26 protein-coding genes are annotated in these 25784 nt (G+C 56.0%); 13 read left to right on the forward strand and 13 right to left on the reverse strand.

The features are described from left to right. Nucleotides 1–86 precede the first annotated feature (86 nt). Genes ACOOGA_RS12900 through ACOOGA_RS12910 form a run of 3 tightly spaced genes read right to left on the reverse strand, consistent with a single transcriptional unit; the run spans nucleotide 87 to nucleotide 2635 of the window. Nucleotides 87–1496, reverse strand: coding sequence for a protein adenylyltransferase SelO family protein (locus ACOOGA_RS12900; protein WP_420428836.1), 1410 nt, complete (start codon nucleotides 1494–1496; stop codon nucleotides 87–89). Nucleotides 1497–1549: 53 nt separating this feature from the next. Next, the gene (locus ACOOGA_RS12905) at nucleotides 1550–2137 is read right to left on the reverse strand and encodes a nitroreductase (protein WP_417459920.1); all 588 of its coding nucleotides are present in this window, start codon (nucleotides 2135–2137) and stop codon (nucleotides 1550–1552) included. 15 nt (nucleotides 2138–2152) lie between these two features. Next, a complete protein-coding gene (locus tag ACOOGA_RS12910; RefSeq protein WP_420428838.1) occupies nucleotides 2153–2635 on the reverse strand; it encodes a GNAT family N-acetyltransferase in 483 nt (160 codons plus the stop codon). A 301-nt stretch (nucleotides 2636–2936) separates the two neighbouring features. On the opposite strand from ACOOGA_RS12910, the gene ACOOGA_RS12915 reads away from it, so the two are divergent. The 4 genes from ACOOGA_RS12915 to ACOOGA_RS12930 all read left to right on the forward strand — a co-directional run bounded on the left by ACOOGA_RS12915 (nucleotide 2937) and on the right by ACOOGA_RS12930 (nucleotide 6992). Continuing rightward, nucleotides 2937–4217 carry a PQQ-dependent sugar dehydrogenase gene (locus ACOOGA_RS12915; protein ID WP_420428840.1) on the forward strand — a complete coding sequence of 427 codons (1281 nt, stop codon included), beginning with the start codon at nucleotides 2937–2939 and terminating at the stop codon, nucleotides 4215–4217. Beyond that, entirely contained in the window at nucleotides 4204–4620 is a 417-nt protein-coding gene (locus tag ACOOGA_RS12920; RefSeq protein ID WP_417459923.1) for a c-type cytochrome, read from the forward strand. The genes ACOOGA_RS12915 and ACOOGA_RS12920 overlap by 14 nt, the downstream gene beginning before the upstream one ends. Further along, nucleotides 4517–6619: a TonB-dependent receptor gene (locus ACOOGA_RS12925; RefSeq protein WP_417459924.1), complete on the forward strand. Its 2103-nt coding sequence runs from the start codon at nucleotides 4517–4519 to the stop codon at nucleotides 6617–6619. The genes ACOOGA_RS12920 and ACOOGA_RS12925 overlap by 104 nt, the downstream gene beginning before the upstream one ends. Nucleotides 6620–6716: 97 nt before the next feature. Continuing rightward, nucleotides 6717–6992 carry a hypothetical protein gene (locus tag ACOOGA_RS12930; RefSeq protein WP_417459925.1) on the forward strand — a complete coding sequence of 92 codons (276 nt, stop codon included), beginning with the start codon at nucleotides 6717–6719 and terminating at the stop codon, nucleotides 6990–6992. Between the two features lie 85 nt (nucleotides 6993–7077). On the opposite strand, the gene ACOOGA_RS12935 is transcribed toward ACOOGA_RS12930, so the two are convergent. From ACOOGA_RS12935 to ACOOGA_RS12945, 3 genes are all read right to left on the reverse strand, one after another. Then, nucleotides 7078–7674, reverse strand: coding sequence for a methyltransferase family protein (locus tag ACOOGA_RS12935; RefSeq protein WP_417459926.1), 597 nt, complete (start codon nucleotides 7672–7674; stop codon nucleotides 7078–7080). Nucleotides 7675–7759: 85 nt separating this feature from the next. Further along, nucleotides 7760–9007, reverse strand: coding sequence for a serine hydrolase domain-containing protein (locus ACOOGA_RS12940; RefSeq protein ID WP_417459927.1), 1248 nt, complete (start codon nucleotides 9005–9007; stop codon nucleotides 7760–7762). Between the two features lie 111 nt (nucleotides 9008–9118). Next, on the reverse strand, nucleotides 9119–10042 hold the full coding sequence (locus ACOOGA_RS12945) for a fatty acid desaturase family protein (RefSeq protein WP_417459928.1): 924 nt from the start codon (nucleotides 10040–10042) through the stop codon (nucleotides 9119–9121). Nucleotides 10043–10269: 227 nt separating this feature from the next. Between ACOOGA_RS12945 and ACOOGA_RS12950 the strand changes: the two genes are divergently transcribed. Next, the gene (locus tag ACOOGA_RS12950) at nucleotides 10270–12141 is read left to right on the forward strand and encodes an alpha/beta hydrolase family protein (RefSeq protein WP_417459929.1); all 1872 of its coding nucleotides are present in this window, start codon (nucleotides 10270–10272) and stop codon (nucleotides 12139–12141) included. Nucleotides 12142–12373: 232 nt separating this feature from the next. After that, nucleotides 12374–13918 (forward strand): peptide MFS transporter, encoded by a 1545-nt coding sequence (locus tag ACOOGA_RS12955; protein WP_417459930.1) that lies wholly within the window; start codon nucleotides 12374–12376, stop codon nucleotides 13916–13918. 78 nt (nucleotides 13919–13996) lie between these two features. Here ACOOGA_RS12955 and ACOOGA_RS12960 read toward each other — a convergent pair whose 3' ends face one another. From ACOOGA_RS12960 to ACOOGA_RS12970, 3 genes are all read right to left on the reverse strand, one after another. After that, nucleotides 13997–14851, reverse strand: a complete 855-nt coding sequence (locus ACOOGA_RS12960; protein ID WP_417459931.1) for a substrate-binding periplasmic protein — start codon at nucleotides 14849–14851, stop codon at nucleotides 13997–13999. 111 nt (nucleotides 14852–14962) lie between these two features. Continuing rightward, nucleotides 14963–15757 carry a substrate-binding periplasmic protein gene (locus ACOOGA_RS12965; protein WP_417459932.1) on the reverse strand — a complete coding sequence of 265 codons (795 nt, stop codon included), beginning with the start codon at nucleotides 15755–15757 and terminating at the stop codon, nucleotides 14963–14965. Between the two features lie 79 nt (nucleotides 15758–15836). After that, nucleotides 15837–16283, reverse strand: a complete 447-nt coding sequence (locus tag ACOOGA_RS12970) for a MarR family winged helix-turn-helix transcriptional regulator (RefSeq protein WP_417459933.1) — start codon at nucleotides 16281–16283, stop codon at nucleotides 15837–15839. A 132-nt stretch (nucleotides 16284–16415) separates the two neighbouring features. Between ACOOGA_RS12970 and ACOOGA_RS12975 the strand changes: the two genes are divergently transcribed. Together ACOOGA_RS12975 and ACOOGA_RS12980 are read left to right on the forward strand one after the other, a co-directional pair. Beyond that, nucleotides 16416–16862: a VOC family protein gene (locus ACOOGA_RS12975; RefSeq protein ID WP_417459934.1), complete on the forward strand. Its 447-nt coding sequence runs from the start codon at nucleotides 16416–16418 to the stop codon at nucleotides 16860–16862. A 99-nt stretch (nucleotides 16863–16961) separates the two neighbouring features. Beyond that, entirely contained in the window at nucleotides 16962–17381 is a 420-nt protein-coding gene (locus ACOOGA_RS12980) for an SRPBCC domain-containing protein (RefSeq protein ID WP_417459935.1), read from the forward strand. Here ACOOGA_RS12980 and ACOOGA_RS12985 read toward each other — a convergent pair. Next, nucleotides 17356–18063, reverse strand: a complete 708-nt coding sequence (locus ACOOGA_RS12985) for a hypothetical protein (RefSeq protein ID WP_417459936.1) — start codon at nucleotides 18061–18063, stop codon at nucleotides 17356–17358. The genes ACOOGA_RS12980 and ACOOGA_RS12985 overlap by 26 nt on opposite strands. Before the next feature lie 237 nt (nucleotides 18064–18300). On the opposite strand from ACOOGA_RS12985, the gene ACOOGA_RS12990 reads away from it, so the two are divergent. From ACOOGA_RS12990 to ACOOGA_RS13000, 3 genes are all read left to right on the forward strand, one after another. Further along, nucleotides 18301–19737, forward strand: a complete 1437-nt coding sequence (locus tag ACOOGA_RS12990; RefSeq protein ID WP_417459937.1) for an amidohydrolase family protein — start codon at nucleotides 18301–18303, stop codon at nucleotides 19735–19737. Continuing rightward, nucleotides 19734–21005 carry an amidohydrolase family protein gene (locus ACOOGA_RS12995; protein WP_417459938.1) on the forward strand — a complete coding sequence of 424 codons (1272 nt, stop codon included), beginning with the start codon at nucleotides 19734–19736 and terminating at the stop codon, nucleotides 21003–21005. The genes ACOOGA_RS12990 and ACOOGA_RS12995 overlap by 4 nt, the downstream gene beginning before the upstream one ends. A 77-nt stretch (nucleotides 21006–21082) precedes the next feature. Beyond that, nucleotides 21083–22147, forward strand: coding sequence for a serine hydrolase domain-containing protein (locus ACOOGA_RS13000; protein ID WP_420428842.1), 1065 nt, complete (start codon nucleotides 21083–21085; stop codon nucleotides 22145–22147). Nucleotides 22148–22162: 15 nt separating this feature from the next. Here the strand turns inward: ACOOGA_RS13000 and ACOOGA_RS13005 are convergent, their stop codons facing one another. Continuing rightward, the gene (locus ACOOGA_RS13005) at nucleotides 22163–22903 is read right to left on the reverse strand and encodes an ABC transporter permease (protein ID WP_420428844.1); all 741 of its coding nucleotides are present in this window, start codon (nucleotides 22901–22903) and stop codon (nucleotides 22163–22165) included. Next, nucleotides 22900–23499: a ferric reductase-like transmembrane domain-containing protein gene (locus tag ACOOGA_RS13010; RefSeq protein WP_420428846.1), complete on the reverse strand. Its 600-nt coding sequence runs from the start codon at nucleotides 23497–23499 to the stop codon at nucleotides 22900–22902. Before ACOOGA_RS13010 ends, ACOOGA_RS13005 begins: the two co-directional genes overlap by 4 nt. Before the next feature lie 105 nt (nucleotides 23500–23604). On the opposite strand from ACOOGA_RS13010, the gene ACOOGA_RS13015 reads away from it, so the two are divergent. Then, nucleotides 23605–24582 carry a GNAT family N-acetyltransferase gene (locus tag ACOOGA_RS13015; protein ID WP_420428848.1) on the forward strand — a complete coding sequence of 326 codons (978 nt, stop codon included), beginning with the start codon at nucleotides 23605–23607 and terminating at the stop codon, nucleotides 24580–24582. Nucleotides 24583–24876: 294 nt separating this feature from the next. Next, complete coding sequence (locus ACOOGA_RS13020; RefSeq protein ID WP_420428850.1) at nucleotides 24877–25293, forward strand: hypothetical protein; 417 nt, start codon at nucleotides 24877–24879, stop codon at nucleotides 25291–25293. 30 nt (nucleotides 25294–25323) lie between these two features. Here ACOOGA_RS13020 and ACOOGA_RS13025 read toward each other — a convergent pair whose 3' ends face one another. Then, complete coding sequence (locus tag ACOOGA_RS13025; RefSeq protein WP_420428852.1) at nucleotides 25324–25758, reverse strand: YybH family protein; 435 nt, start codon at nucleotides 25756–25758, stop codon at nucleotides 25324–25326. Nucleotides 25759–25784 lie beyond the last annotated feature (26 nt).

Here is a 25784-nt window from a genome sequence, read left to right on the forward strand (position 1 = left end):
AGGTCTAAGATAAGATCGATGTGTGATGGCGCTAGCGCCCTCCTGTGCAACACTGTGTTGCCGGTAGGGGAACTTGTTGGCGCGTTTTAGTTTCCGAGTGCTTCGCCCATACGCCGGATCGCGTCAATCTTGTCATATAGCGGTTGCCAGTCGTCACGCTCCGCGATGTGCGACCAGATGTCTTCCACTTCTTCAATCAACATAGTGCATGGTGCGGCATCGCTGAAATAGGGATGGTTGAGCGCATCTGCGCGCGCGGGCCCAAAGCTCGCCAGCGCGGCTTTCAGGTCTGCGGCTGAAGTGTAGCGTTCGGCCTCGGGGCTTGCGTCTGCCCGTTTGGTGCTTGCGCCGCCGCCATACCAGTCAAAGAAAAAACGCTCATACGGGAATTTTTCCTCGAGCATGAAGTTATTGATAAGCGTTAAGAGGGCATCGTCTTCCTTGTCGCCCTTGGCTTTGACACCGAGACGCGCCAGCAGTTTTTCCCTGAGTGCTTTGAGGTAGATATGGGGGAAGGGTTCGAGCACATCCTTGAGCGCCTGTTCCTCACAGATATCCGCGAGCGCACCACCAAGCTGATAGATGTTCCAGTGCAGCGCGTCGGGTTGTCTGCCGTAAGCATAAAGCCCGGTTTCATCAAAATAGGCGGCGGTGAAACCAAGTTCCATATGGGGCAGGAAACGCCACGGACCAAAGTCAAACACCTCGCCGGTGATGTTGATGTTGTCTGTATTAAGCACCCCGTGCACAAAACCGGCGGCCATCAGCTCCGCCGCTTGCACGGCCACACGTTCCATCACAAGCCGCAGGAACAGAAGCGCACGGTCTGCGGCGCTGCCTTTTGGTTCCGTATCAAAATAATGTTTCAGGCAATAGTTGATGAGGGTTTCAATCCGTGCGGTATCGGTGAAAAAGGCGTGCCGCTGGAAGGTGCCGATGCGAATATTGCCGTGGCAGAGCCGTACCATCACGCTCGACCGTGTGGGGGAGGGTTCGTCCCCGCGCATCAGGCTTTCACCCGTTTCAATAAGCGAGAATGTGCGGCTGGTGTAAACACCAAGCGCTTCCAGAAGTTCTGTCGCCATCACCTCGCGCACGCCACCCTTGAGCGTGAGCCTGCCGTCGCCCGAGCGGCTATAGGGTGTGGTGCCGGTGCCCTTGGTGCCAAGGTCCATCAGGCGGCCCGCATCATCCCGCATCTGGGCAAACAGAAAACCGCGGCCGTCACCGATGTCCGGGTTATAGCTTCTGAACTGGTGGCCGTGATAGCGCTGTGCAATGGGGTTTTTGAGGTTGTCGTCAAGTGGCAGGAAGGCGCCAAAATGTTTGGTCCATTCCTCATCGGTCAGGCCGTCAAGGCCAACGGTTTTGGCAGCAACATCATTGCGGTAGCGCAGAATATGTTTGGGGAACGCGGCGGCCTGCACGTCATCACCAAACCCTTCTCCCAGATCAGGGAAAACGGGCTCGGGTTTATAGGATTTTTTAAAAGGCATGGAATGTTTGGGCCTTCAGCGTGTGAGGTTGATTTGCCCTCAACCCTATCACCTTAGGTGGGGAAGCCCCAAGTCACGTGGTTGTCAAACTCTGGCCGGGGGCGTTCGCTTGGCTCTTCCGCCTGGTTGCCAAAGAAGATGAAACCCGCGATATTCTCGTTGGCTTTGAGGCCGAGGCCATCTTTCACGGTCGGGCTATAAGACGCCCAGCCCGTAAGCCAGCATGAGGCATAACCAAGGGCCGTGGCGGCCGTGATCATGTTCTGGCAAGCGGCGCCAGCGGATAGCTCCTGCTCCCACACAGGGATGGTGCTTTCTTCCCGAACGCTTGAAATGGCGACAACAAGCACAGGGCCTTGCGTTGCATAACCCTTCATTTTTTCGGCGACTTTTTCGCTGCTCTCATTCTCATCAACAAGCGCTTTGGCGATCAGGTCACCCAGCTTTTCCCGCGCGGCACCTTCAAGCACCAGATACCGCCACGGGAACAGTTTTCCATGGTCAGGCACGCGAAGCGCCGCCTGAAGAATCTTCTCCATCGCGTCCCGGTCAGGGCCGGGGCCAGCCATATCGCGCGCCTTGACGCTGCGGCGGTTCATCAGAAGGTCATAGGTAGCGGTGTTGGGTGCGTTGAACGGCATGATACTCTCGCTGGTTTACTTGCTGGGGGACAACTGTTTGTAGAAGAAACAGGTATCATGCTTGGTGCCGTCGCTGTCAATCGTGAAGGCTGGCACAATGCCAAAGCGGGTATAGCCCAAGCGACCGTATAGGCCGTCGGCCACATCACCGCGGCGGGTATCCAGCAGGAGAAGCGTGCGTCCGATTTCCCAGGCTTTGTGCTCAAGCGCGGCCATCAGCTTGTGGCCAATGCCATGACCGCGCGAGGTTGGGTGGACCATCAGTTTTTCAACTTCACCCCTGTGGGCGCCATTGCCTTTTTGGGTGAGCCGCAGTTGCACGACGCCGTAGGCGCGATCTTCCTCATGCGCGATGAAGATCAGCCGTTCGCCGGAATACACCGCGTTTTGCACAAACTGCCAGTAGGCATCAGCCCGCTCAGGCGCTACGGGCGGTAGAAAACCGATAGAAGCGCCCGCCGTTACGGTCTCGACCAATATTTCATTAAGGTCCGCCATAAAGGGCGAAATGTCTTTTACGCTGTCAACTTGCATGTGCCTGAGAAATCCGAATTTACAAAAAAATAAAATTCATTCAAACGGACGACGCCTTTATGCTGTCGCCATACATGGCATTTTGCCTGAAATACCATGTACATTTGTGACACTATTAGTCAAAGTCCAAAAACTCCATAGCTTTTATTCATCTTTTTTTACAATCGCTTAGGTTTAGTCTTTGTGTTTATTGTTCACTTTCTTGTTGGTTTGCGCGCGTCGCACTTTGGGCTATAGCTAGTGAAATTTTTTCTGGAGGCAGATTATGAAAGCGACATTGCTCGCGCTCGCCCTGATGGGTGCAAGCGCTGTAAGCCATGCTAATCAAGGCGTTACCGGTGTAACGGATGAACAGGCAGTGGATTCCGCTACGGGTATCAAGGTTGCGCCCGGTTTCCGTGCCACGGTGTTTGCGGATGGTATCGGCCGCGCGCGCCATATGGCAGCCTCAGGTAGTGGTTGGGTCTATGTGGCGCTTGCTCGGGAGCAGGACGGTTATGGTGCCGTTGCGTTATTTGACAGCGACGGTGACGGTGTGGCGGATGAGCGGCAGGCTTTTGCCGCAGGTGTGGCAGGCACCGGCATGGGCATAAACGGAAATTATCTTTATTTTGCAACGGATGAGGCCGTGATGCGCTGGCCCTTGCCTGAGGCGGGCGCGCCGACGGGTGAGGCAGAGGTGATTGTTGCGGATTTCCCCAATGAGCGCCAGCACTCAGCTAAGCCGTTCACCTTTGACGATGCGGGCCATATTTATGTGAATATCGGCGCGCCATCGAACGCCTGCATGGAAAAGATGCGCACCAAGGGTTCACCGGGCATGGAGCCGTGCCCGATCCTTGAACAGTTTGGCGGTGTATGGCGTTTTGATGCAGACAAGCCGGGCCAAACGCAGGCTGACGGGATTCGTTACGCTACCGGAATAAGAAACGCTATGGCGATTGACTGGAACCCGCATGCGGATACGCTTTATATAGCGCAGCACGGGCGCGACCAGTTACACAGCTTCTTCCCTGATCTTTACGATGAAACCCAAAGTGCCGAGCTGCCGGCGGAAGAATTCCACAGGGTGGAAGAGGGTGCTGATATTGGCTGGCCCTATAGTTATGTGGACGCCAGCATCAAAGGCCGGGTGAAAATGCCAGAGTATGGCGGCGACGGCGAGATGCTGTCTGACAGAGGGCAGGAACCGCTGATTGCCTTCCCGGCCCACTGGGCGCCAAATGACCTCTCGTTCCCGCGCACAGAAGCGCTGCCTGAGGGCTGGCGTACGGGCGCTTTCATTGCGTTCCATGGCTCATGGAACCGGGCGCCAAAACCGCAGGCAGGTTACCGCGTGGTTTATGTGCCGATGGAGGCGGATGGCAATGTTTCAGGTGACTGGATAACCTTCGCAGACGGTTTTGCGGGTGAACGCCCTATCATGAGCCCACGTGATGCAACGCACCGCCCAACCGGTGTATTGGTAGCGGATGACGGTGCGATTTATTTCTCAAGCCTGATGTCGGGCGGCCGTATCTGGAAGGTGGTTTATGCAGGCGAATAAGCTCTTCCTGACCGCTGCCTTGCTCGCGCTTGCACCGGTCGTTTCCGCTGATGACACGGAGACGGCGCGCGCGCTTTACGAAGCCAACTGCGCCGCCTGCCACCAGTATGATGGTGGCGGCGTGCCGATGATGCAGCCCGAGCTGATCCTGAGCCCGCGCGCCAACGGCGATGTGGGAGGGGTGATTGATATGATCCTCTTGGGTAGTGCAGCGGTTGAGCCTGGGATGAGCGAATACTCCAACGAGATGCCGCCCTTTGATTATTTAACCGACGAAGATATTGCGTTGATTGCCACTTATGTCCGAACCAATTTTGAAAACGCTGGTGGTGCTGTCACTGCCGCTGATGTGGCCGACCGGCGCAAACGCGCAGGGCTTGAGCCCGCCGCTCAGCCAGAGTAACGAAGCGGACAGCCAAGCTGACGACAGGCCCGAGGACTGGCAGGAAATTGCGGTCGTTGAGCAGCGTCTGCCCACACATGTTGCGGGGCAATCCCGCTTACGGTTTGATGTTGGCGCGCGTGAAGGCCTCAGGCTTGATAGCCAGTTGGCTGCCCAGCCGGGCCTTACCCTTTTCCGCCGCGCCAATAGCCTGACAGCGCACCCCACAACCCAGGGCCTTGCCATGCGCGGTGTGGGTGCAAGTGCGGCTGGGCGGGTGCTGGTAACGCTTGACAGTGTTCCCATGGGCGACCCGTTTGGCGGCTGGGTTTTCTGGTCCGCCTTTGCGGCTGACGATCTGGCGGAGGTTGCTATCTTGCCCGGTGGCAGTGCTGGTGCCTTTGGCGCGCAGGCACTTTCCGGCGCTGTTGATATTCGCAGCCGCCGTGCTGGAAGCGTGCGCCCAGCTTTTGAAGGCTGGTTTGGTGCCAATGGTAGCTTCAGCCTTAGTGGGCGCACTGGCTTTGCGCTCGGTGAGACCAACATGGCCTTAAGCGCCGGGCATTTCCAAACCGACGGTGACTATCTGGTAAGCGCACAGGCACGTGGTCCCGCCGATGTGCCTGCGGCGTCTGAAGCCAGCCACGCGGCCCTAAAGCTTGATCATGAGTTTGGTCAGGTTTCCGCGCGCGGTACGCTGCGGTATTTCCGAGAGGAGCGCACAAACGGCCTCGCGCTCGCCACCAACAGCACGGAAGCCGTGGATGCGTCACTCACGCTCACAGGTGTTGCGGGCGAAGGCCGGTGGGAGGTGGTGAGTTATTACCGTACCCGCACGTTTGAGAATGTTTTTTCGTCCGCGCGCGATGAGCGCAGTACAGAGATTGCCGTGCTTGACCAGTATGACGTGCCCGCATGGGGTGCGGGCATGCTCGCGCGGCTGAAGTTTGGTGGTTTTGAGCTTGGCCTTGATGGCCGACGCATGAGCGGTGAAACCAATGAACGTTACCGTAACCTTGGTGATGGCTTCACCCGTGCCCGCACAGCGGGCGGCGACCAGTGGACGCTGGGTGCTTATGGTGAGTTGAGCCATGATGCCGACTGGGGCAGCCTGTCTGCAACCCTGCGGCTTGACCGCTGGCGCACCTATAATGGCGAACGCCTTGAGCGTGACATTATAAGCGGTGACGTGCTGCTTGATGATATGGTGCCTGCGCGCAGCGGTTGGCAACCTTCTGCCCGGTTAGGGGCAATTGTTGCACTCACTGGTGCCATTGATATACGAACGGCCGCTTACCGCAGCTGGCGCCTGCCAACGCTCAATGAATATTACCGCCCCTTCCGTGTGGTGAATGATATCACCGAGGCCAACCCTGACCTGATGCCGGAAAAACTATACGGCGTGGAGGTAGGTTTTGATTATGAGCCGCTGAATACCTTCAAGCTTTCTGCAACGCTCTTCCGCAACTGGTTGAAGGACGGTGTGGGCAATGTAACCATCGGTTTTGGGCCGGGTTTCTTCCCCCTGGGCGGTTTTGTGCCTGATGGCGGCGTGCTGCGCCAACGCGCGAATATTGATGCAAGCGTTACAGACGGTATTGAGCTTTCAGGCAAACTTGTGCTGCAGCCGGGCGTTACCTTGCGGGTGGATTATCTGTTCGCCCGTGCGCGCATCACCCGGTTTGATGCCATGCCTGAGCTTATTGGCAAACGGCCTGTGCAAACCCCCAAACATGCGCTTACACTCGCCATGGCATATGACGCAGGCGGCCCGTTTACCCTGCAGGGTGATGCGCGTTTCACCTCGGGCCAATATGATGACGACCAGAATGAACGCCGCCTGAGCGGCATTGTGACAGTGAACCTGAGCACGGCCTATAAGGTGAACGAGACCATGAGCCTGACATTCGCAGCCGAGAATATCTTTGACGCCAAGGTGGTCTCCGCCCTTACGTCAGACGGGTTTGAGACGCTGGCGCAACGCCGCTTCTGGCGATTTGGCGTTAAGGCAGGCTTCTAGCATTTTATTGTTGCGCTTGCGGTTCCTCGACTGTATCAATCCGATATAGATAAAAAGTCTACAAAGACATTGATAACGACAGTTGAGGAGATGACCCATGCGTATAAAAGACGCCATACTTGTATCTACACTTTGCCTTGGCCTTGGAGCCTGTTCGATTTCGATCGACGGGGAAGACGGGCATTATTCACCCAGCCGCCACGATTGGGACGGCGGTCGCGCCACCGTAAAACTGCCGGATGGTGACCGTGTATCCTTCGGATGCCCGGAAGGTACCTCGCTTTTCATTCGTGACAATACGGATAAGGGCGGTGAGCTTGTTTACGGCTGCCGCACGGGTCGTGGTGCCGACGTGGATGTGAATATCGACTAGTAGGGCCAGCTATAGCGATGCGAGAGCCGGGGCAAACGCTCCGGCTTTTTTGTTTATATTCAGCCCGGCTTATATCCAGCCCGGCTTATATCCAGCGGCGGGTGTTTTGGCAGTAGGTGTCGAACTCAGCGCCAAAGGCGTCCCGCAGAAACGCTTCTTCAGCCTCGATCACCTTGTTCATGAACACAAAGGTGATGATGACAGACAGGATGGTGATAGGGCCGGGGATGACAACCACACCGCCGATCACAAACAGCATGATGCCTAGGTAAATTGGGTTGCGGGAAAATCGGTAGAGGCCGGTTGTGACAAGGCTTTGGCTTGTCTCTATCTCACGAGGGACACCAATGCGCCAGGCTTTGCCCATGCCCATTTGGCTGAGCGCTGCGATGCCCACACCAACGGCCATGATGGGTACGCCAAAATGCCCGATGGGTGTGTGTCCCGCCATGGCGTAGCCGTCCAGCGCAGGTACAAAGGGCCGGAGGAGGAGATAGAGGTCAAGTATGATAGCAACCACACCCAGCACCAGTTCCGGCCCGCTGCGCTCGCGCCCGATGAAAGCCAGCACGCTCACCCCCTCCGCCTTGCTGAGATATGCGATGCGCGCGAAACCCCACGCCAGCGCCAGCACGATCAGTGCTGCCGGGCCATATAGTGCGATCATATCGTATTTGGACAATGTACCTTCCCCTCAAGCCTGAGTTTACCTGATATAGCTAGAGCGTAAAGCCTGTAGCCACTACAGGCTCAAGAGGAAAATTCAGCTAGTCGCCCATGGCAAGCTGTGTGCCTTCAGCTTCACCGCCGATGGCGGCTGAAATTGCCTGAAACGCGGTGATGATCATATCCATATGCAGTTTGTTTGCGGGGTCGTTATAGCCTTTGTTCGCGCTGGTCTTGGCGATCACGATACCTGTTGTGGGGTCTATATAAATATACTGGCTGTAGATACCCGCGGCCATGAAGTCCCCATGCGGGTTCGAAGGTGTCCACCACTGGTAACCATAGCCGTATGGTGTATCTGAATCAGCGTTATCAAAACCCGGCATCAGGTGCGGTGCATTCGGGGTGACGGAAGCCTTGACCCAGTCAGCGGGCACGATTTGGTTGCCATCCCAATTGCCTTCATTGAGATACAGGCGGCCCATGCGCGCCATATCGCGCAGGGATGCCTGCAAGCCGCCCATGGCGACTTCCATGCCGTGACCGTCGATCAGGAAATAGGCGTCATGCTCCATGCCCAGCGGTTGCCATAGTTGCTCCTCGAGGAGGGCGGTGAGCGTTTTACCGGTTACGCGGGTCAGCACCATGCCAAGCACATGGGTGTTGACGCTGACATAGTCGTTAAACGTGCCGGGCTCGCGTTCACGCTCATGGCTGGTGGCATAGTCGTTGAGGCTGCCGCCGGTGCCAATAACCATGGACATGCGGTTCACATCTGAGGTGAGGTCGCCGTAATCTTCCGTGAAGCGCACGCCGGAAGACATGGTCAGGATATCCTTGAGGGTCACACCCTGATATGACGTGCCAACCATCTCGGGCAGGTATTTCTCCACCCGGTCGTCAATGCTGGTGATCTGGCCTTTTTCAAGCGCGATGCCAAAAAGGGCAGAGATAAAGCTTTTGGTGACGGAGAACTGGATGTGCCGGTCGTCTGCCGCCTCGCCCTGATAATATTCTTCAAAAAGGATGGTGTCATCCTTGGCCACCAGAAGACCTGTGGTGCCGGTGACTTCCATCAACTGTGAGATCGAGCGTTCTTCGCCGTCATATACATAGGTGTCGGGGATGTCGCGCTTGGCGTAGGTGAACTGCCACGGTGTACCGCTCGCGTGCACGGTGGTGGTGTTGAAGAAATCCTTCGTGCGACGGTAATTTTCCGTGATGTGCTCAAGGTCATAGTATGACGCCATGCGGCTGAAAGCAGAGCCGATGGTGAAACCATAATAGGCCAGCGGCACAGCGGCGATGATCACGATTGCCCAGATGGCCCGTTTGGTTGTTTTGGTCATGGTGTTCCTCGCTCAACGGTATTTTGATGTTTGTTCCGGCAATTGTTAGCGCAGCCTTGTGCGTAAATCTGCCTCGAAAAATTTTAGGCGGGCCACTCCGGTGGTAGCGTGTCAGGCTGCGGCGTTGAGTTTAAGCACGTCCCAGTAGCCGCGGCGAATTTCCATTTCATCGCCAAAGCCCTTCTCAAGCATGATGCGGTGCACTTTCCTAAGCCGCCAGCACGGCACATACGGCAGCATATGATGCTCAATATGATAGTTCACATAATAGGGAGCGAAGGTCATGCGTTCCCATATATTCACAAGAGTGGTGCGGCTATTTTTGAGCGGATGCTTGAGGTCAGGCATGGTGGAATGTTCTGCGATGTTGCGCACCCGCAGGAAAAGCTGCTGGGTGGTCATCATAGGAACAAGCCAGCACAGCAGGAACAACTCTAGCCGCCCGGCCAGCGCGAACCCGGTGATGAAAAGCGCGTAGAAGATAATGGGGCCGAGGTAGAAAGCTTTCAGCCGTGCCATGCGTCTGGCGCGTTCACCGCGTACAAAGCGGAAAATGCCGATGTGAGTGCGGATGAAAACAATGCCGGTGAGGTCCCTCAGCACCTTCCGCACCATGCTTTCTTTCGTGATGGGGAAGGGAGTGTAGAGATAGTTTTCCGGGTCATCTTCAGTGCGGGTAAAGCGGTGGTGTGCCATATGGCGCTTGCGGTAACTTTCCATGCGCAGGATCATTGGCCAGGCCGCAAACCAGCTGGTAAGATTTTCATTGAGCCAGCGGGATTTAAACAGCATGCCGTGGCTGCCTTCATGCATCAGGATAGCAAGCCCAAGTTGCCTGCTGCCAACAAGGATGGCGGCAATAAGGAAGGTGATAACGCCGGGGTAAAAAACATAAAGCGCCATGGCGCCCGCAATCACGCCCCAGCAATGCAGCAACAGCCAGAAGCCCATAACATCAGAGCGCTGCCTGAGGTCATGCGACTGTTGTTTTGTCAAAATATCGGACGGTTTGATGCTTTGCCACTGTGTCGACATGGTGTTCTCTCTTCCCCCAGCCCGGTATTCTAGCATATTATTGACGTCTGTAATTACTGGAATGCCGGGTCCATGAATTTGATGTAGAATGATTGCCGGGGGTTTCAAATAGCGCGCTTGCGAAACACCTGAACATATGGGGTGGGATTTGTGTTTCAGCGGGCGCTTGGTAGAATGTGGATATGGTTTCGGTTTTGGGTCAACTGAGGAAGGTTAGCGCTGCTTTTATGGCAGTTTTGCTTTGGTGCCTTCTTGTACCCTCCGCGTATGGATTCTCGCTCGCGCAAAAAGAGCTGCTGGACCGCCTCGTGCAGGTGCCGTATCTGGCGGCGCTCTCCCTCTCGACAGACGGGCACTATCTTTCTGCACTTCGCCGGTTGGGTGACGGGGCGGAGCTTATTGTGTGGCATGCCGATGGTGGGCCGGATAGTGCCGAAGTGCTGCCTTACCGCTATGAAGACCTGAGCTGGATTTCATGGGTGGGCAACGGGCGGCTTCTTATCTCGCTCAATGAGCAGGGCCTTGTTCTCTATGACGCCCACATCCGCCGCCTCAGGCCCCTTATCGATGGGAAAGGTCCGCGACCAGACCAGCTTCCGCCGGTGCTTTTGAGCGCGCTACCCGACGACCCGACCAAGATACTGCTGCAATGGGAAGATGCGGGCGTGCCCGGTTTCCCGGCTGTTTACCGGGTTGATGCCATCACGGGTGAAAGTGAAAAGATCGTTAGTGGTTGGGCGCCTGTGGTGCGCTGGTGGGCGTCGCCTGAAGGTGAGGTCCACCTGGGTGAGGGGTTTGACGGCAGGCGCCAGCGCCTTTATGGCCGCACAGCAAATGGCGCGTGGCAGCGCATCAGCGACGAGGACTTTTTCAGCGGTGACGTTCGCTCCGTGCTCGCGGTTGAAACGGGCGGCGCGACGGCGCTTGTGCTTTCCGCCCACGATAGCGATACCCGGGGGCTTTGGCGCATGGATACAAAAGACGGTGCTTTGATCCGCAAACTTGCGGGGCATAAGCGGTTTGACATCACCTCTGCCATCATCGACCCGGTTACTGCCATCGCGGTTGGCGCGTCCTATATGGCGGACGAAACACAAGACATGATATGGCAAGACGCCTACCGCATGAAACTTGAGGACGCGAGCCTTCAGGCGCAAGCCGATAACCTTACGCTCGTTTCCGCCAGCTATGACGGCAGGCGCATGCTGTATCGGCAGAAGCTCAAATATGCGCCGTCCCGCTACTATCTCTATGACGCTGAACAGACCAGCCTCACTGCCCTGCCTTTTGAAGCAGAGGACGAGGCTTTACCAAAACCGTCTACCCGTGGTGTGTGGATACCGCTGCCTAAACGGCGGGGGAATATGCATGCGCTCCTCAGCACACCTGAGGGCGGGGCAACGGGCCGTGCGGTTGTGCTCATTCATGGCGGGCCGGTCAAGCGGGTAACAGACAGCTATTCACCGATCGTGAGCTGGCTAACCGCCAACGGGTATAGCGTGCTGCAACCCAACTTCCGGGGCTCAAGCGGGTTTGGTATGGCGTGGCAGCGCGCGGGCTACACCGAGTGGGGCCGCGACATGCAGGACGATGTGCGTACCTCGCTTGAATGGCTGGTGGAGATGGAGATCGCAGCACCGCAGCGAATCTGTGCCGTTGGTGGTTCTTATGGGGGATACGCATCCCTGATGTCTGCGATCAAGGATGATGACCTGATCGCCTGCGCAGTTAGCTTGAACGGTGTGACCTCTCTGCCACTGCTGGTGAACTATCTTGAAACCCGCCGTTTCCATGACCTCACGGTGCCGCGAATCAAAGGGCGTCTTTCAGATTATGCGCTGAGGCGGCGGTCACCCTTGAACCGGGCAGACCTTGTGCGGGTGCCGGTTTTGCTGTTGCACGCAACAGAAGATGCCAACGTGCCTTATATTCATGGGCAGTTGATGACAAGGGCGCTGAAAAATTTGGATAAACCCCATAACTTCATTGTGCTTGAAGGGGCGGAACACCAGCTGAGACGCGCGAGTGATAAGCGCACTTATTATGGCAGCATGCTCAATTTCCTCGACACTCACATCGGTTTGCGCGCGCTGAAGTGATGCCATCTCAAGGCTCACTAGACAGCGATGTCATCGGCTCTGCTTCAGCAGTTATTCTGGCTTGGCGGGCATGCAGGGCATATGAAAATGGCGTGTTTTCCCCAATTTTTCTTTCTCCCAATCCCAATTTATGGTTTTTAGAATGCTGTGCCCATCATAAGGGCACACTGGGGAGAGGTCGCTGACTTAAAAAAAGCAAAAAGCGGCCCTGTACATAATATAAGGGGTGAAGATGTCCGACACAGTCGTTTCGACCGAAGGGTCGCAGGAGCGCGAGCTTCTTGGCCACCCGATCGGGTTGGTGGTATGCTTTCTGACAGAAATGTGGGAGCGATTCTCCTACTATGGCATGCGCACAATCCTTGTGCTTTATCTGGTGAAATATCACCTTTTCAGCGCTGAAAAAGCCAGCATGATCTACGGGGCCTATGCAGGCCTTGTTTACATGATGCCAATCATTGGTGGCTATATGGCCGACCGGTACCTTGGCAGCCGCAAGGCAGTAACCTATGGCGCCATATTGCTGGTGCTTGGGCACGGTTTGATGGGCTTCCATGGTCCCGCCGCCTTCATGGACGGTGAAACCGTCGTCAGGAATGATTTTTACCTGAACCTGTTCTTCCTCGCACTCGCGCTGATTATTGCAGGTGTTGGCTTCCTTAAAGCCAATATTTCCACCATTGTTGGTGCACTTTATGGCCCGAATGACCCACGCCGGGACGGGGGTTTCTCCATCTTTTATATGGGCATCAACGTGGGCTCGCTTCTCTCAACCGCGCTTGTTGGTTATGTAGGCGAGACGTACGGCTGGAACTACGGCTTTGGTCTCGCGGGCATTGGTATGCTGTTCGGCCTTCTGGTGTTCCTTTGGGGGCAGCGCCTTCTTGACGGTCGCGCCGAGCCGCCAAACCCGGCCGAGCTAAAGGAAAAGTCACCCATCGGCCTTAACAAGGAATACACCATCTATCTGGGTGGTATTCTCATGGTTATCGCTAGCTGGATCCTGATGCAGTACCAGACCTTTGTTGGTCAACTGCTCGGCTTTTCCGGTTTTATCATGATCGGTATTATCCTTTTCTACGCCTTTACCAAATGCACGAAGGTGGAGCGGGACCGATTGATGGTCGCGTGTTTCCTGATCGCTATCCAGTCTGTTTTCTGGGCACTGTTTGAGCAGCAGGCGGCAAGCCTGACGCTTCTGGCGGACCAGCAGTTCAACCTCGACGTGCTGGGCATGAATGTGCTTGCGAGCCAGGTACAGCTGATGAACCCGCTGTTTATTGTGCTCTTGGCACCTGTAATGGCGTGGCTTTGGGTGGCGCTTGCCAAAAAGAATGTGGAGCCCTCAACTCCGGCTAAGTTTGGTATTGCCATGCTGCTGATCGGCCTTGGTTATATTGTCTTCTCATGGGGCATGAGCCTTGACGACAGCGCGAGCAAAAGCTTCCTGTGGCTTGCGTTCATTTACCTGTCGCTCACATTGGCTGAGCTGTGTCTGAGCCCGGTTGGTCTTTCAATGGTCACCAAGCTGAGCGTTGCCAAAATTGTTGGCATGCTGATGGGGACATGGTTCCTGTTCACAGCCCTTGGCAACTATGTGGCAGGCTGGATCAGCTCCCTCACCGGTAGCGGTGGTCACGGCGCTGATTCTGGTACGCTGGATATTCTGGCTACCATCGATGTTTATACGACCATCGGGTATCTGAGCGGCGGCGTGGGGATATTCATCCTCATCCTCACACCATTGCTGCGTAAAGGCATGCACGGCGTTCACTAGGCTTGAATGCCAGCACCAAAAAACAAGGCCCTGCGGTTTTCTGCGGGGCCTTTTCTTATGGGTTTTGGCTGGCGGGGCTTAGCGAGCCTGCAGGGTGGTGGCACCTGCGCCCAGGCTTTGCGGAATTATGGCGGGTGATGCGCTCAGGATCGGATAGCGGGACAGGTAATCTGCCGGCACATAACGCGCGATTGTCTCTGCGTAGGCCTCACTCTGCTGGAAAGCCATAATGGCGTGGTCGAGGCTGTTCATTGTCTTGTCGGATACAGACTTCTTGCTGAGCATGAAATGGGTCAGGCTGTCATTGACGGGTGACACATGGATGCTGGCTTCCTCAAGGCGACCTGACTTGCTGAGAAGCGTATGGCCATTAAAAATATCGTCAATCACCACATCCACACGGCCAGCCAGCAGGGCATTATAAAGCGTGTCATAGTTGGCTGACTGCAGGATCTGGCGCCGGAAGGCACTGTCGTTCTCATAAAGGCGGGCATACTCATAGCCATACCAACTGCCAAGGTGCGCACCGATAACCACCCCGGCATCGGCTGCATTGGCTAAGCGCTGGAAGCTAGCGCGAGGTTCGTCGTTCTTTCGCATGAACATGACCATCACTTCGCGCCGGTATGGTTGGCTGAAGAAGGCGTATTCCTCCCGGTCTGGTGTGATGGAAGCGCCCATTGCGATATCTACCAGCCCTGACCTAAGGGCCGACAGCGACCGTTTGAGCGGCATTTCCGTGTAGCGCCAAGTGCAGCCTGCTTTGCGCAGCACTTGTTCAAGGATGTCGGTGTCGAGACCGACCACTTGACCGTCACCGTTTCTATGGTGATAGGGGGCAGAGTTGAAATAGACCACGTTCAGCTCACGCTCACAGGCGGCATCGGCGGGGCTTGCGCTGCAGGTGAGGCTGCCAAAGATTGAGGCAGTCATGAAGGATAGGGCTCTGATCGTTTTACCGTGCCACCGTGCCACTTGTTCACCTCATTCAAGGGTTCAGTGTGCCACAGTTTTGGGCGCTACAAAACGGAAAATTCAATCATATCAGCGACTAAGTAGAAAGTCTGCAAGGTAGGGTGGCGCGTAGGCACCGAGAAGTTCCGGATAAGCCGGGCTGGCTTTGAAGCTTTGGATCGCTTTGTTGATCTCCAGAATATCGGTCTCAGTTACCGTGGTTTTGCCAAGCATGAAATACAGGTCGTTTTCATGCACGGTGATGGTTAGCGCCTTGATGTTTTTATCGAGGCCATGCAGTTGGCTCAGGTGGTAACCGCTCAGAAGATCAATGATTGCGACATCAACAAGGCCTGCCTCAAGCCAGCGCAACAGGGTGAGGAAGTTCTCACTGGTTTGCACGCGCTTGCGAAATGCTGGTGTATTCATGGCATCAGTGAAGGCATCACCATACCAGCCCCCCAGCACAACCCCCACCTTCTGATCGCCGGTAACAATATCCTCAAAGCTGGTCAAGCGGCTGGCCGCTTCATCATTTTTGCGGGCAAAAAGGCCGATAATCTCTCGCCGGGTAGGCACAGTGAAATATGCGCTTTCGTCTCGCTCGGCGGTTTTTGAAACACCTGGCATGCCGTCCATATGGCCCAGTTTTACATCCCTCAGCCCTCGTTTGAACGGAACTTTGTGCAGGTTATAATCGCAGCCCGCGACCTTCATCACGGTCTCCAGGATGCTGGCGTCGAGGCCCGAAACATGGCCCGCCTCGTCCCACGTGAAATAGGGTGGATACTCAAGCATGCCAAAGCTCAGCGTTTTGCTGCAACCTGCCCAGGCGGGCAGGCTGGAAAGCAACACCGCGATGAATACAAAAAAGCTTTTCCGCATGCAGTACCACATGAAAGAAGGGGCCGTATCTGTCTAAGTTATCGTGATGATGCAGCGTACGCCAGCAGGAAATGAGTTCTCACGCCAGCCTGATGAGGTCGGCACGTAAGTGTCCGGCATCGCTTGGTGCCAGTCTGGCGTCAACCTCCTCGTGGGTTTTTTTCCATATCGGAAATGCGTCAGCCAGTAGCTTGCGCCCTGCTTCCGTCAGCTTAAGCCGCCTGCTGCGCCGGTCGGCTTCGTCGACCGCCACTTCCATCAATTCGCGCCGCGCGAGCGGTTTGATGTTTGCGGTTAATGTGGTGCGGTCCATCGCCAGCAGGTTGGCGACCGAGCCAACGGTGGGCGGTTCAGGCCGGTTAAGTGACATGAGAAGCGAGAACTGCCCGCTTGTCAGCCCATGGGGGCGCAACGCGTCATCGAACAACCGTGCAGTTGCTCGAGCAGCACGTTGCAGGTGCATGCACAGGCAGTGATCCCGGACATGGAGCGTGACTTCAAACGGCAATAAATCTTTCTTTGACATGGATTGAGTATGTTGATATCAACGCAAAAGTCAATATGTTGATATCAACATAATTGGCTGATTTTTGATGTAGTGAGTGATTGGCGGACGAACGCTCGAGCTTGCGACAATGCGAAGAAGAAGAGGATTTAAATGCAACTGCACCCATACCTGAATTTTGATGGCAATTGCCGTGAGGCGTTCGAGTTTTATCATAAGTGCCTTGGGGGTGAGATCACCCTGATGATTACCTATGGCGACATGCCAGCAGACGAAAATCCCGATGCCCCTGAAGGCTGTGTTGATCCGGCATCGATGGCAGAGTGCGCCGACCTCATTGCGCATGTGAGCCTTGCCTTTGGGGACGCGGTCCTTATGGCATCTGACAGCCCGCCTGGTTTCTATGAGGCACCTGCGGGCACAGCTTGTTCGCTTCAAATCTCTGACCCAGTTGAAGGTAAGGCCGTGTTTGACCGCCTGTCTGAAGGCGGCACCGTCAAAATGCCGTTTGGCCCTACAGACTGGGCAAAGGGTTTTGGCATGTTTAACGATAAATTCGGCGTTCCCTGGATGGTCAACTGTGAAGGTGCTGCGGACTGATCTCCCAAACAGGTCTCCCACAGGGCCCTCCGCCAGTGTTTCGGTTGGGGGCCTTGATACCCTTTACCGGTAACGGTTGAGCGATAGGAAGGAGGGGGGATGACATATTTCCCGCGCACAATGACGTATACGATGGAGCGCGTTTTCAGCGCGCCGCCTACGCTCGTTTACCGTGCGTGGTCGGATCCGGAGGCCAAAGCCCAGTGGTTTGGGGCGCTCAGGGGGGTGGACGCGGATATGAAAGCAGAGGACTTTCGTGTTGGCGGGCGGGAGCGGTTTATCTCGCGCTCCAAGGCAGGGACCGCGACCTATGATATTTTTTACCGAGCCATTATCCCCGATCAATCCATCGTTTTTGAATGCGAAAGCCGGGAGCCTGATGGTCATGCCGCCAGATCCCTCATCTCGGTGGAATTTCATCCTGAAGGGGGCGGCACGCGGCTGGTGTTGAAGGAGAAACTACTCCGCCTTATGGCCCAATCCACTCAGCCCCTCAAGGCAGCAGCAGGATTTTATTGAACGTATATGTGTAAAGCGTGCCGCGATTGTTTACCTCAAGCTGCCAGAACAGCGACTGACCTGCCGACGTGCGCCAATCCTTCAAGACAAAAACCATGGGGCGGGGGCCGTCCGGCTCCTGTACCGTAAGGTGATAGCCGAGCATCGCGCTATTGCGCTCATCAAAGAAATAAGCCAGCGCCGCCCCTGAATGTGTTGTACCGCTGACCCTGAACGCGTGTATGCCGTTAAATTCAACCTCGTCCACGTTGTTGTTCATGGTTTCCAGCTCAAGCCGGGGGAAAAGCGCCCGGCGATGGAATTGATGCCCGCGCACATATTCTATCATATTGGGCGCAAGATCCCGGCGGTTACCATCTTTGCCTTCATACCAGATTGCCCCGTCTGTCTCGCCGTATGTGGCGGTGCCGTCCTCGCGTATCATCTGGAAGGTGGCGTCCCCAAGGCCCGTGTCTGTCGCCCGGCCACGCACGAGGGTTTTATAGGAGCTGTCGCCGGTGCGCACATTGGCCTGAGCTTCAACAGTGGTGATCCCGGCTTTGAGCTTGTCCCAGCCGTGATGCTCGTCAGCGGCGTCAAAAAGCTGGTCAGGCGTTGGAAGCTCTGCGGGTTGCGCGGTCGCCGTTGCAGTCAGGCAAAACACACCAAACAGTAGTCCAATAGTTTGTTTCCATCTGGTCATCAGGGTGTCCTTCCCGTTGTGCCTGGCCCGTCGTGCATCAGCTCCGCGCGGCGCTATCCGTCCATGATAGACCGTATAGGCAGGGAGAAAAGCGAAATTATGGCTCAACTCGCCGCAGTTATGGAACGCTTCATCGCAGCACATAGTTGTGAATATCCTTTTTGGTGACTCGTCAAAACCGCGCTGCTAGGCTCGCGCGGCAATTCACCGAAAAAGGTGAAAAAAGGGAGAATAAACATGAGGACAACACGCTCGCGGACCACATTGGTCCGTCGTGGGCTTGTGGCAGCAGCGATGGGGCTTTCGCTTGCAGCTTGCCAGCCCGGAGGAGAGGAGCAGGGAGAATTTGTTAGCATTAACAAAGACCCGTTCCCATCCACCTATACCCCGCTTGAAAGCGGCGTAACTTTCATCACCAACGCAACCGTGCTTGACGGTAAGGGTGGCCGGATCGACGGCGGCTCCGTGCTGGTTGAAGGCGGCAAGATCATGGCTGTTGGCGCAGACCTTCAGGCACCAGCTGGCGCGACCGTGATTGACGCAAACGGCCGCTGGGTAACACCCGGCATCATCGATGTGCACAGCCACTTGGGCGTATACCCAAGCCCGGGCGTAAGCTCGCACTCTGACGGCAACGAAGTGGGTGAGCCTGTTACGGCTGATGTGTGGGTTGAGCATTCAAACTGGCCACAGGATCCTGGCTTCATTCGCGCGGCAGCTGGCGGCATCACGTCACTTCAACTGCTGCCGGGTTCTGCGAACCTTGTGGGTGGCCGTTCGGTAACGCTCAAAAACGTACCGGGCCGTGTTGCGCAGGATATGAAATTCCCCGGCGCGCCCTACGGCATGAAAATGGCGTGTGGTGAAAACCCGAAACGTGTTTATGGCAGCGGTAACAATAGCATTGAGTATCGCCCACACACCCGCATGGGTAACGTGGCTGGCTATCGCCAGGCATGGGCAGATGCACAAGCTTACCAGCGCAGCTGGGACAAGTATGAGCGTGACTATAAAGCTGGCAAGGACGTTAACCCGCCAGCACGTGATTTGAACCTTGAAACACTCGCCGGTGTGCTAAGCGGCGAAATCCTCGTTCATATGCACTGCTACCGTGCGGATGACATGGGCACCATGATGGATGTGATGAAAGAGTTTGGTTATCAGATCACATCGTTCCAGCACGCTGTTGATAGCTATAAAATTGCTGACAAGCTGGCTGAAAACAACGTGTGTAGCGCCATGTGGGCCGATTGGTATGGCTTTAAGATGGAAGCTTATGACGGCATCCGTGAAAACATCCCGTTTGTGCACAAGGCAGGTGCTTGCGCCATCGTACACTCGGACGACAGCAGGGGCATCCAGCGCCTGAACCAGGAAGCTGCCAAGGCGCTTGCCGATGGCCGCAAGGTTGGGGTGGATATCTCCAAGGAAGAAGCGTGGCAGTGGCTGTCGCTTAACCCGGCCAAATCGCTTGGTATTGCTGACAAGGTAGGTACGATCGAGCCCGGTAAGGACGCAGACATCGTACTGTGGTCGGGTGACCCGTTCAGCGTTTACACCAAGGCAGACATGACCTTTGTGGACGGTGCGGTAACCTTTGACCGCAATGATCCAAGCCGCCAGCCGGTTATGGATTTCGAGCTTGGCCAGCCTGGTGAAGGAGACGTGAAATGAGCATCATGAAAACATTGATGGGTGCTTCGCTTCTCGCGATTTCAGCGGCAAGTGCAAGTGCGGAAGATATCGCCATCACCGGTGGTATCGCGTTTACAAACGGCGGTAAGGGCAAGGTGGAAAACGCCACCGTGCTGATCCACGACGGCAAGATCCAGTCTGTGACAGCAGGCGGTGAAGTGCCAGCGGGTTACCGCAGCGTGGATGCAAGCGGCAAGTGGGTCACGGTAGGCCTCATGGCTGCGGGCACCAACCTGGGCCTCATGGATGTTGGCCTTTCCGGCAATATCAATGACGCCCGCGCGAGCGACGCCAAAAACGGTATCGGCCTTGAAGTGTCATACGCTTTCAACCCGGACACCACCATCATCCCGAACACCCGGATCGAAGGTGTAACCCGAGCGGTGACGGGTTTCAGTGCCAGCAAGGACATGTGGCGCGGCCAAAGTGCGGTTATCGCGCTGGCTGGTGACGACATGATCGTGCGCGAGCATGCTGTGCTGAGCATCGATATGGACGAAGGGGCAGCCAGTTCAAACGGCGGTAGCCGGGCAGCCCTTTGGGACAGCGTGATCACCAAGCTTGAAGAATCTCGCCCGAACGGCGATGACGAAGGTGACAAGAAGGATGACGACAAGAAAGACAAAAAGCCAAAGTACGATAGCGCCAAAGCGGCCCTTGACCGGCTTTTTGCGGGCGAAATACCGCTTCTTGTCGAAGTTGAGCGTAAAGCTGACATCCTGAATGTGATCAAGCTCAAGGAACGTTTCGGCATTGAAGTTGTCATCACCGCGGGTGGTGAAGCCTGGATGGTTGCGGAAGAACTTGCTGCGGCAAAAATCCCCGTGGTGATCGACCCGATACGCAATCTGCCTGAGGACTTTGACACCCTTGGTCAAACCGGTGCGGCCGCTGGCCGGCTCGCGGCGGCGGGTGTGAAGGTTGCTTTCCTCGCTCCTGATACCCACAACACACGCCTTGTTGCGCAGTCTGCGGGCAATGCTGTGGCGATGGGCATGTCATGGGAAGATGCCATGGATGCGCTGACCGTTAACGCGGCGGATATCTTCGGTGTAGCAGACAGCTACGGCACGCTTGAAGCCGGGAAGGACGCAGACGTTGTTGTGTGGACCGGTGACCCGCTTGAGCTGATGACAACGGCTGACGCCGTGTTCATCCGCGGTGAAGAAGTGCCTATGGTGAGCCGCCAGACCAAGCTTCGGGACCGGTATATGGACCTGCCGCGCTCTCCCGCTTACGTAAAGTAAGCAGTGAGTTAGTTATAAAAGCCGGGGTTATCGCCCCGGCTTTTTAGTATCAGGCAGCGATTTGAGGAGAAAGAGCAATGCGTTCGATTGCCGTAAGCCTTGTTGCGAGTTTATTTTTATCCCTTCCCCTTTTTGCGAGCCCAGAGGCATGGCAAGCCCTGCCGGCGCCTCTCAAGGCGGAGCTGGAAGGGGTTGCCATCTCACTTTACGAGCTTGGGCCGGACGGTGGTGAGGTTGCCCTCAGCCGAGGAAATCTGACAGAGACCACACCACTTCGCATAGCCAGCGTGACCAAAACATTTGTCGCCGCCACAGCGCTCAGGCTTGTTGAAGACGGCAAGCTTGATCTCATGAAGCCCATGACGACCTATGTGGATAAGGCCTTTACCGATATCCTGCGTGAAGACGGTTATGACGTTGACGCGATCACGGTCAAACACCTGATGTCCCATACGGGTGGGCTAACCGACCATGCGCAGACCAAAACCTTCTTTGATATCATTATCAAGGACCCAAGCCATGTCTGGACCCGTGAGCAGGCGCTAAGGGGCGCGGTCGACTGGTCTGAGCCCAAAGGCGCACCGGGGGAGAAATTCTCATATTCTGACACTGGTTATATCCTGCTCGGGCATATCATTGAGAAACTGACGGGCAAACCGCTTGCTGCCGCAGTGCGCTTGCAGCTTGGTCTTGACCAGATTGGCATGCCAGACACCTACTGGGAGCTGGCGGAAGAAAACGAGGATGCCGCCAAACGCCGCGCACATCAGATGCTGGACGGCATGGACACTTACGGCTGGAGCGCCACGCTTGATCATTATGGCGGCGGCGGGCTGGTGTCTTCCACGCGGGATATGGCGCGGTTTTTCCAGGCTCTGTTCAGCGGAAAGGTTTTCAGGAAACCAGAAACCCTGAACCTTATGCTGTCGAACGAGGGTTTGCCCGCTGATAGCCCTTACCGCCTCGGTATTTTCGTCAAGGAAGAGAAGGGCGTGACCTATTATGAGCATTCCGGCTTCTGGGGCACTGTTGTGCTTTATGTGCCGTCAAGTGGCCGCACACTATCGGGCGCGGTGCTTGATCAGGCTCACTTCAAGATGATGCGCCAGGGCTTGATGGAGGTGGTAGCCTCAGGGCAGTAGTTGGGAAAGGCCGGGTTATTCTCCGGCCTTTTTGATATCATCGAAGCGCGGTTTAACCAGCAGCAGAAACAGGCTGGCGGCGAGCCCGGCGGCGGCGAACATCATGCACATCACCATAATCTGGTATCGCGCGGCGATCATGGGTGAAACGCCTGAGAGGATCTGCCCTGTCATCATGCCGGGCAGGGACACGAGCCCCACAGCAAACAGCGAATTGGTGAGCGGGATAAGCGCAGCCTTGAGTGCGATGCTGCGCGCTCTGGCGTATGGTTCCCCGCGCATGGCTTCCGCTTCAAACCGCTCAGCCGCCAAACTGATGCTGTTCATGGATGCTGCGAATATCATACCCGCGAGCGGGATGATATAACGCGGCGCATACCACGGGCTGAGACTAAGCACACCCTGGGTTATAAGCAAAAGCACACTGCCACCCCCAACCAGAACAGCCGCAAGCGCAAGCGGGTATAATGTGCGCCGGGGCAGGCGGGTGGTCCTGAGCGCAATCCAGCTTGCCACCAGCATCATCACTGCCAGCACGGCAATAATCACAGCCGCATGTTTCGCCTCAAAAATATAAACCAGCACATAGCCGATCAGCGTGAGCTGCAGCAGCATGCGAGCGAAGCCGTACAGCGTTTCGCGGGCGTCACGCGACCACAGGTGCAGAATGACAATCACGACCAGTACCGGAAGTGCTGCGAGCGCGAGGTCTAGCGGCGCGATCTGGTGAACGGTGGTGTTCTCGGTCGTGTTCATGCCGCTTTTCGCTTTTTACCGCGCCGGTGCGCAATAATGCGGAGGCTGAGCGCTATGAGGCACAGGATAGGTATCCACAGCCGCGCGGGCTCTGGCCCGTCTTTCACCAATCGGCCAAGGCTGGTGGCAAGGAAAATGAGCCAGATATAATAGCTGCCCACCTTATGCAGGCGTTTCCAGCGTTTTGCGCCCAGTTTGCGCACAGATGCATTGTTGGAGGTAAGCGCCATAAGGCTAAGAAACAGATATGCGAGGCCGCCCACCATCAGCTCAGGTATGCCGCGACTTTCTGGTGTTAGCGCAAGGTTTGATAGAACCAGCACCCCATGTACACCGTGCACCAGTGCGAAGGAAAGCCCGATATAGCGGCGGTTGCGCATGAGGAACTTTGGCCCCGGGCCCGGCGCAAGCCGCGCGAGCGACGATGCGGTAAAGGCAAAAAAGAACAGCACAAAAGCCATATCTGCTGTGGGGGACATAACAAACGGCAATGCGCCAACATAGCTGCCTGCCGCTGTGATCTGGCTGTAAACAAAACCAAAAAGTATGAGCGCAACCGGTATAAACAGCCGCTTGCCTTCCAGAAGTCTCGTCATTATGCCCCTCCCAAGGATCACTCGTCGCGAGCGTTGCCTTCGCCGCCAAACGCTGAAATAGTTCCACACAATTGAGTATGGGCAAAATTCTTTGTGAGCAGAGCGATGACGCTGGAGATAAAACCAATATCCGATGACGACCTGCAGGCCTATTTTGAGCTGATGAACGATGAAAGCATTGCGGTGATGGCTGGCACGGTGCCGCATCCGGTAACATTTGAGTGGGCGAAAGAACGTGTCCTTAAACGCCGGGTGCAGGAGGCGGAGGGCACACTCGCGCAGCGCGGCTTGTTTGAGGACGGCGTGCTGGTGGGGGACGTGAGCTATTTCTTCTCGGACGGTAAGGTTGAGATTGGCTACGCCATTGGCAAAGCCCATCGTGGTCGCGGTCTTGCCACGATCGCTGCCCGGTTCGCAGTAGACCTGGTGCGTGAGCATGGCATCACAGGCCCTATCCGTGCAGGCTACGCGCAGGATAACCCAGCCTCTGGCCGTGTGCTTGAGAAGGCCGGGTTTGTGCCCAACGGTGAAGGTGTGGGCAAGTCTATGGGCCGCGGCGGCGAAATGCCGCTCTATATGGCCATTTACCGAGACGATGTGCGCCTGCGGCCACACCGCGCGGAAGATTTTGAAACGCTGGTCACTTTTGTGGATGACGAAGAAGCCTTCTGTCTGGCAGGCGGGGGCACACGTGATAAAACGGCTGCGGATATGCAGGCCCGCATCGAGGGCTACATCACCAAAGGCGCCTTTTTTCAGGTGATATTGTTCGAGGGCGCGGCCGCTGGTTATGTGGCGGCGTTTGAACGCGAGGGCAAGCTTGAGGTCAGCTATTGGCTTGGCCGGGCTTTCTGGGGCAAGGGCATTGCCAGCCGTGCGCTCGCATTATGGGTTGAACGCTTGAAGGTGTCGCATCAAGCCACCTGCCCGCGCCACCTTTATGCGCGGGTGGCAAAAGACCACCCGGCATCGATCCGTGTGCTGGAGAAGAACGGTTTTAAAGCCGTAAGCGAAGACAGCTATTTTTCCGACCACCGAAACGCGGACGTGGCGGAATGGCTGTACCGATTAACTACCGCTTAGATAAATTCATCTGATCGATTAATGTCAGCATATAATTCAATTGGCGCTATCAGTCCGGTGGTGCCATCTTCTCTTTATTGAGTGTTTCCTTAAAAGTTCCTCGCTGGCCCCTTATGGGGCCGTTCACCCGCTGCCGGTATGTGTCCTCCTAAGTCACACCGGTGGCGGGTTTTCTTTTCCAAAAACATGAGGGAGGGCAGCACATTCTTTGTCCCATAAACGGGGGGTGCAAATTGTGCACCTTGCTGGAGCTTAGGGGCTAGGGCATCCGGCAAACCGCACGTGGGGAGAGAAATGACAGGCGGCAACATACGCGCCCGCATCCATGAGATGCTGGCTATGCTGGAAGCTGGCGAGTTTTTAAAGACATTTGATCAGTTTTATCGGGACGATGCCCGTTTTTTTGAAAATGAATATCTGTTCGCCGAAAGTCGGGAGGAGGCCCGCCAGCGGCAAGCTTCATTCCTGAATACCTGTAGCAGCTTTGTGGGGAAAATTGAGCTGGTGCACGCCGATATTGGCCGCCGTATTGCGGTCTTTCACAACAAAAGCCGGTATGAGCATCCCGAGTATGGCGAGGGCTATATCAACGGGGTGCACGTCGCTTATTGGCATGACGACCTTATCGTGCGGGAGGAGTATTTCTCCGGCAAGCGGGTGGATGAGGTATTGTCCTTCTGGCGGCTTGTGGGGCGTTCCTCAACGCAGTAGCAGGTTCTTTGTGGGTTTTAGACAAAGGTGTCAGTCGCCCGCTGGCACCTTCAGGCTGTTCCATATATCGTGCTGGATACGCCAGACACCGGCTATCTTGCGCCATGTGATAAGATAAGCGCCCCGGAATGCGCGTTCTTCACCGTCATCATTGGCTGAGGCGCCTTCGAAATAGCCGATATCTGTTGCCACATCGCCATGGACAGTGAGCTCCTCTGACGTGATCTCATGCCTGACTGGATGCCATTTAGCCCCGTCACGTGGGGTCCAGTATTGGCGTATCTTTTCCTCGCCTTTAAGGATGGGGCGGTTAGTGGGCACTATGCTGGCATCCGGCGCATATATGGCCATCAGCGTGTCGGTCTCGCCCGAAACATATGCGCGGGAGAAGGCTGCAGCCTGCGCCTCTATGGCAGCCCGATCTTCACTGTCATCAGCCGCTTGAACACCTATTGGGCAGGCCATCCAAGATACTGAGCATGATGATGAGT

Source organism: Kordiimonas sp., from assembly GCF_965216265.1.
In the GTDB taxonomy this organism is placed as follows: domain Bacteria; phylum Pseudomonadota; class Alphaproteobacteria; order Sphingomonadales; family Kordiimonadaceae; genus Kordiimonas.

What these genes read in the sequence shown, in the direction of transcription:
- ACOOGA_RS12950 (WP_417459929.1), top strand. Translation starts at nt 10,270, where the DNA reads ATGGCAGTTTTGCTTTGGTGCCTTCTTGTACCCTCCGCGTATGGATTC.
- ACOOGA_RS12985 (WP_417459936.1), bottom strand. Translation starts at nt 18,063, where the DNA reads ATGACCAGATGGAAACAAACTATTGGACTACTGTTTGGTGTGTTTTGC.
- ACOOGA_RS13005 (WP_420428844.1), bottom strand. Translation starts at nt 22,903, where the DNA reads ATGAACACGACCGAGAACACCACCGTTCACCAGATCGCGCCGCTAGAC.
- ACOOGA_RS12925 (WP_417459924.1), top strand. Translation starts at nt 4,517, where the DNA reads ATGTCCGAACCAATTTTGAAAACGCTGGTGGTGCTGTCACTGCCGCTG.
- ACOOGA_RS12945 (WP_417459928.1), bottom strand. Translation starts at nt 10,042, where the DNA reads ATGTCGACACAGTGGCAAAGCATCAAACCGTCCGATATTTTGACAAAA.
- ACOOGA_RS12930 (WP_417459925.1), top strand. Translation starts at nt 6,717, where the DNA reads ATGCGTATAAAAGACGCCATACTTGTATCTACACTTTGCCTTGGCCTT.
- ACOOGA_RS12905 (WP_417459920.1), bottom strand. Translation starts at nt 2,137, where the DNA reads ATGCCGTTCAACGCACCCAACACCGCTACCTATGACCTTCTGATGAAC.
- ACOOGA_RS12990 (WP_417459937.1), top strand. Translation starts at nt 18,301, where the DNA reads ATGAGGACAACACGCTCGCGGACCACATTGGTCCGTCGTGGGCTTGTG.
- ACOOGA_RS13000 (WP_420428842.1), top strand. Translation starts at nt 21,083, where the DNA reads ATGCGTTCGATTGCCGTAAGCCTTGTTGCGAGTTTATTTTTATCCCTT.
- ACOOGA_RS12965 (WP_417459932.1), bottom strand. Translation starts at nt 15,757, where the DNA reads ATGCGGAAAAGCTTTTTTGTATTCATCGCGGTGTTGCTTTCCAGCCTG.
- ACOOGA_RS12980 (WP_417459935.1), top strand. Translation starts at nt 16,962, where the DNA reads ATGACATATTTCCCGCGCACAATGACGTATACGATGGAGCGCGTTTTC.
- ACOOGA_RS12960 (WP_417459931.1), bottom strand. Translation starts at nt 14,851, where the DNA reads ATGACTGCCTCAATCTTTGGCAGCCTCACCTGCAGCGCAAGCCCCGCC.
- ACOOGA_RS13025 (WP_420428852.1), bottom strand. Translation starts at nt 25,758, where the DNA reads ATGGCCTGCCCAATAGGTGTTCAAGCGGCTGATGACAGTGAAGATCGG.
- ACOOGA_RS12940 (WP_417459927.1), bottom strand. Translation starts at nt 9,007, where the DNA reads ATGACCAAAACAACCAAACGGGCCATCTGGGCAATCGTGATCATCGCC.
- ACOOGA_RS12920 (WP_417459923.1), top strand. Translation starts at nt 4,204, where the DNA reads ATGCAGGCGAATAAGCTCTTCCTGACCGCTGCCTTGCTCGCGCTTGCA.
- ACOOGA_RS12915 (WP_420428840.1), top strand. Translation starts at nt 2,937, where the DNA reads ATGAAAGCGACATTGCTCGCGCTCGCCCTGATGGGTGCAAGCGCTGTA.
- ACOOGA_RS13015 (WP_420428848.1), top strand. Translation starts at nt 23,605, where the DNA reads ATGACGCTGGAGATAAAACCAATATCCGATGACGACCTGCAGGCCTAT.
- ACOOGA_RS12900 (WP_420428836.1), bottom strand. Translation starts at nt 1,496, where the DNA reads ATGCCTTTTAAAAAATCCTATAAACCCGAGCCCGTTTTCCCTGATCTG.
- ACOOGA_RS12970 (WP_417459933.1), bottom strand. Translation starts at nt 16,283, where the DNA reads ATGTCAAAGAAAGATTTATTGCCGTTTGAAGTCACGCTCCATGTCCGG.
- ACOOGA_RS12955 (WP_417459930.1), top strand. Translation starts at nt 12,374, where the DNA reads ATGTCCGACACAGTCGTTTCGACCGAAGGGTCGCAGGAGCGCGAGCTT.
- ACOOGA_RS13020 (WP_420428850.1), top strand. Translation starts at nt 24,877, where the DNA reads ATGACAGGCGGCAACATACGCGCCCGCATCCATGAGATGCTGGCTATG.
- ACOOGA_RS12995 (WP_417459938.1), top strand. Translation starts at nt 19,734, where the DNA reads ATGAGCATCATGAAAACATTGATGGGTGCTTCGCTTCTCGCGATTTCA.
- ACOOGA_RS13010 (WP_420428846.1), bottom strand. Translation starts at nt 23,499, where the DNA reads ATGACGAGACTTCTGGAAGGCAAGCGGCTGTTTATACCGGTTGCGCTC.
- ACOOGA_RS12975 (WP_417459934.1), top strand. Translation starts at nt 16,416, where the DNA reads ATGCAACTGCACCCATACCTGAATTTTGATGGCAATTGCCGTGAGGCG.
- ACOOGA_RS12910 (WP_420428838.1), bottom strand. Translation starts at nt 2,635, where the DNA reads ATGGCGGACCTTAATGAAATATTGGTCGAGACCGTAACGGCGGGCGCT.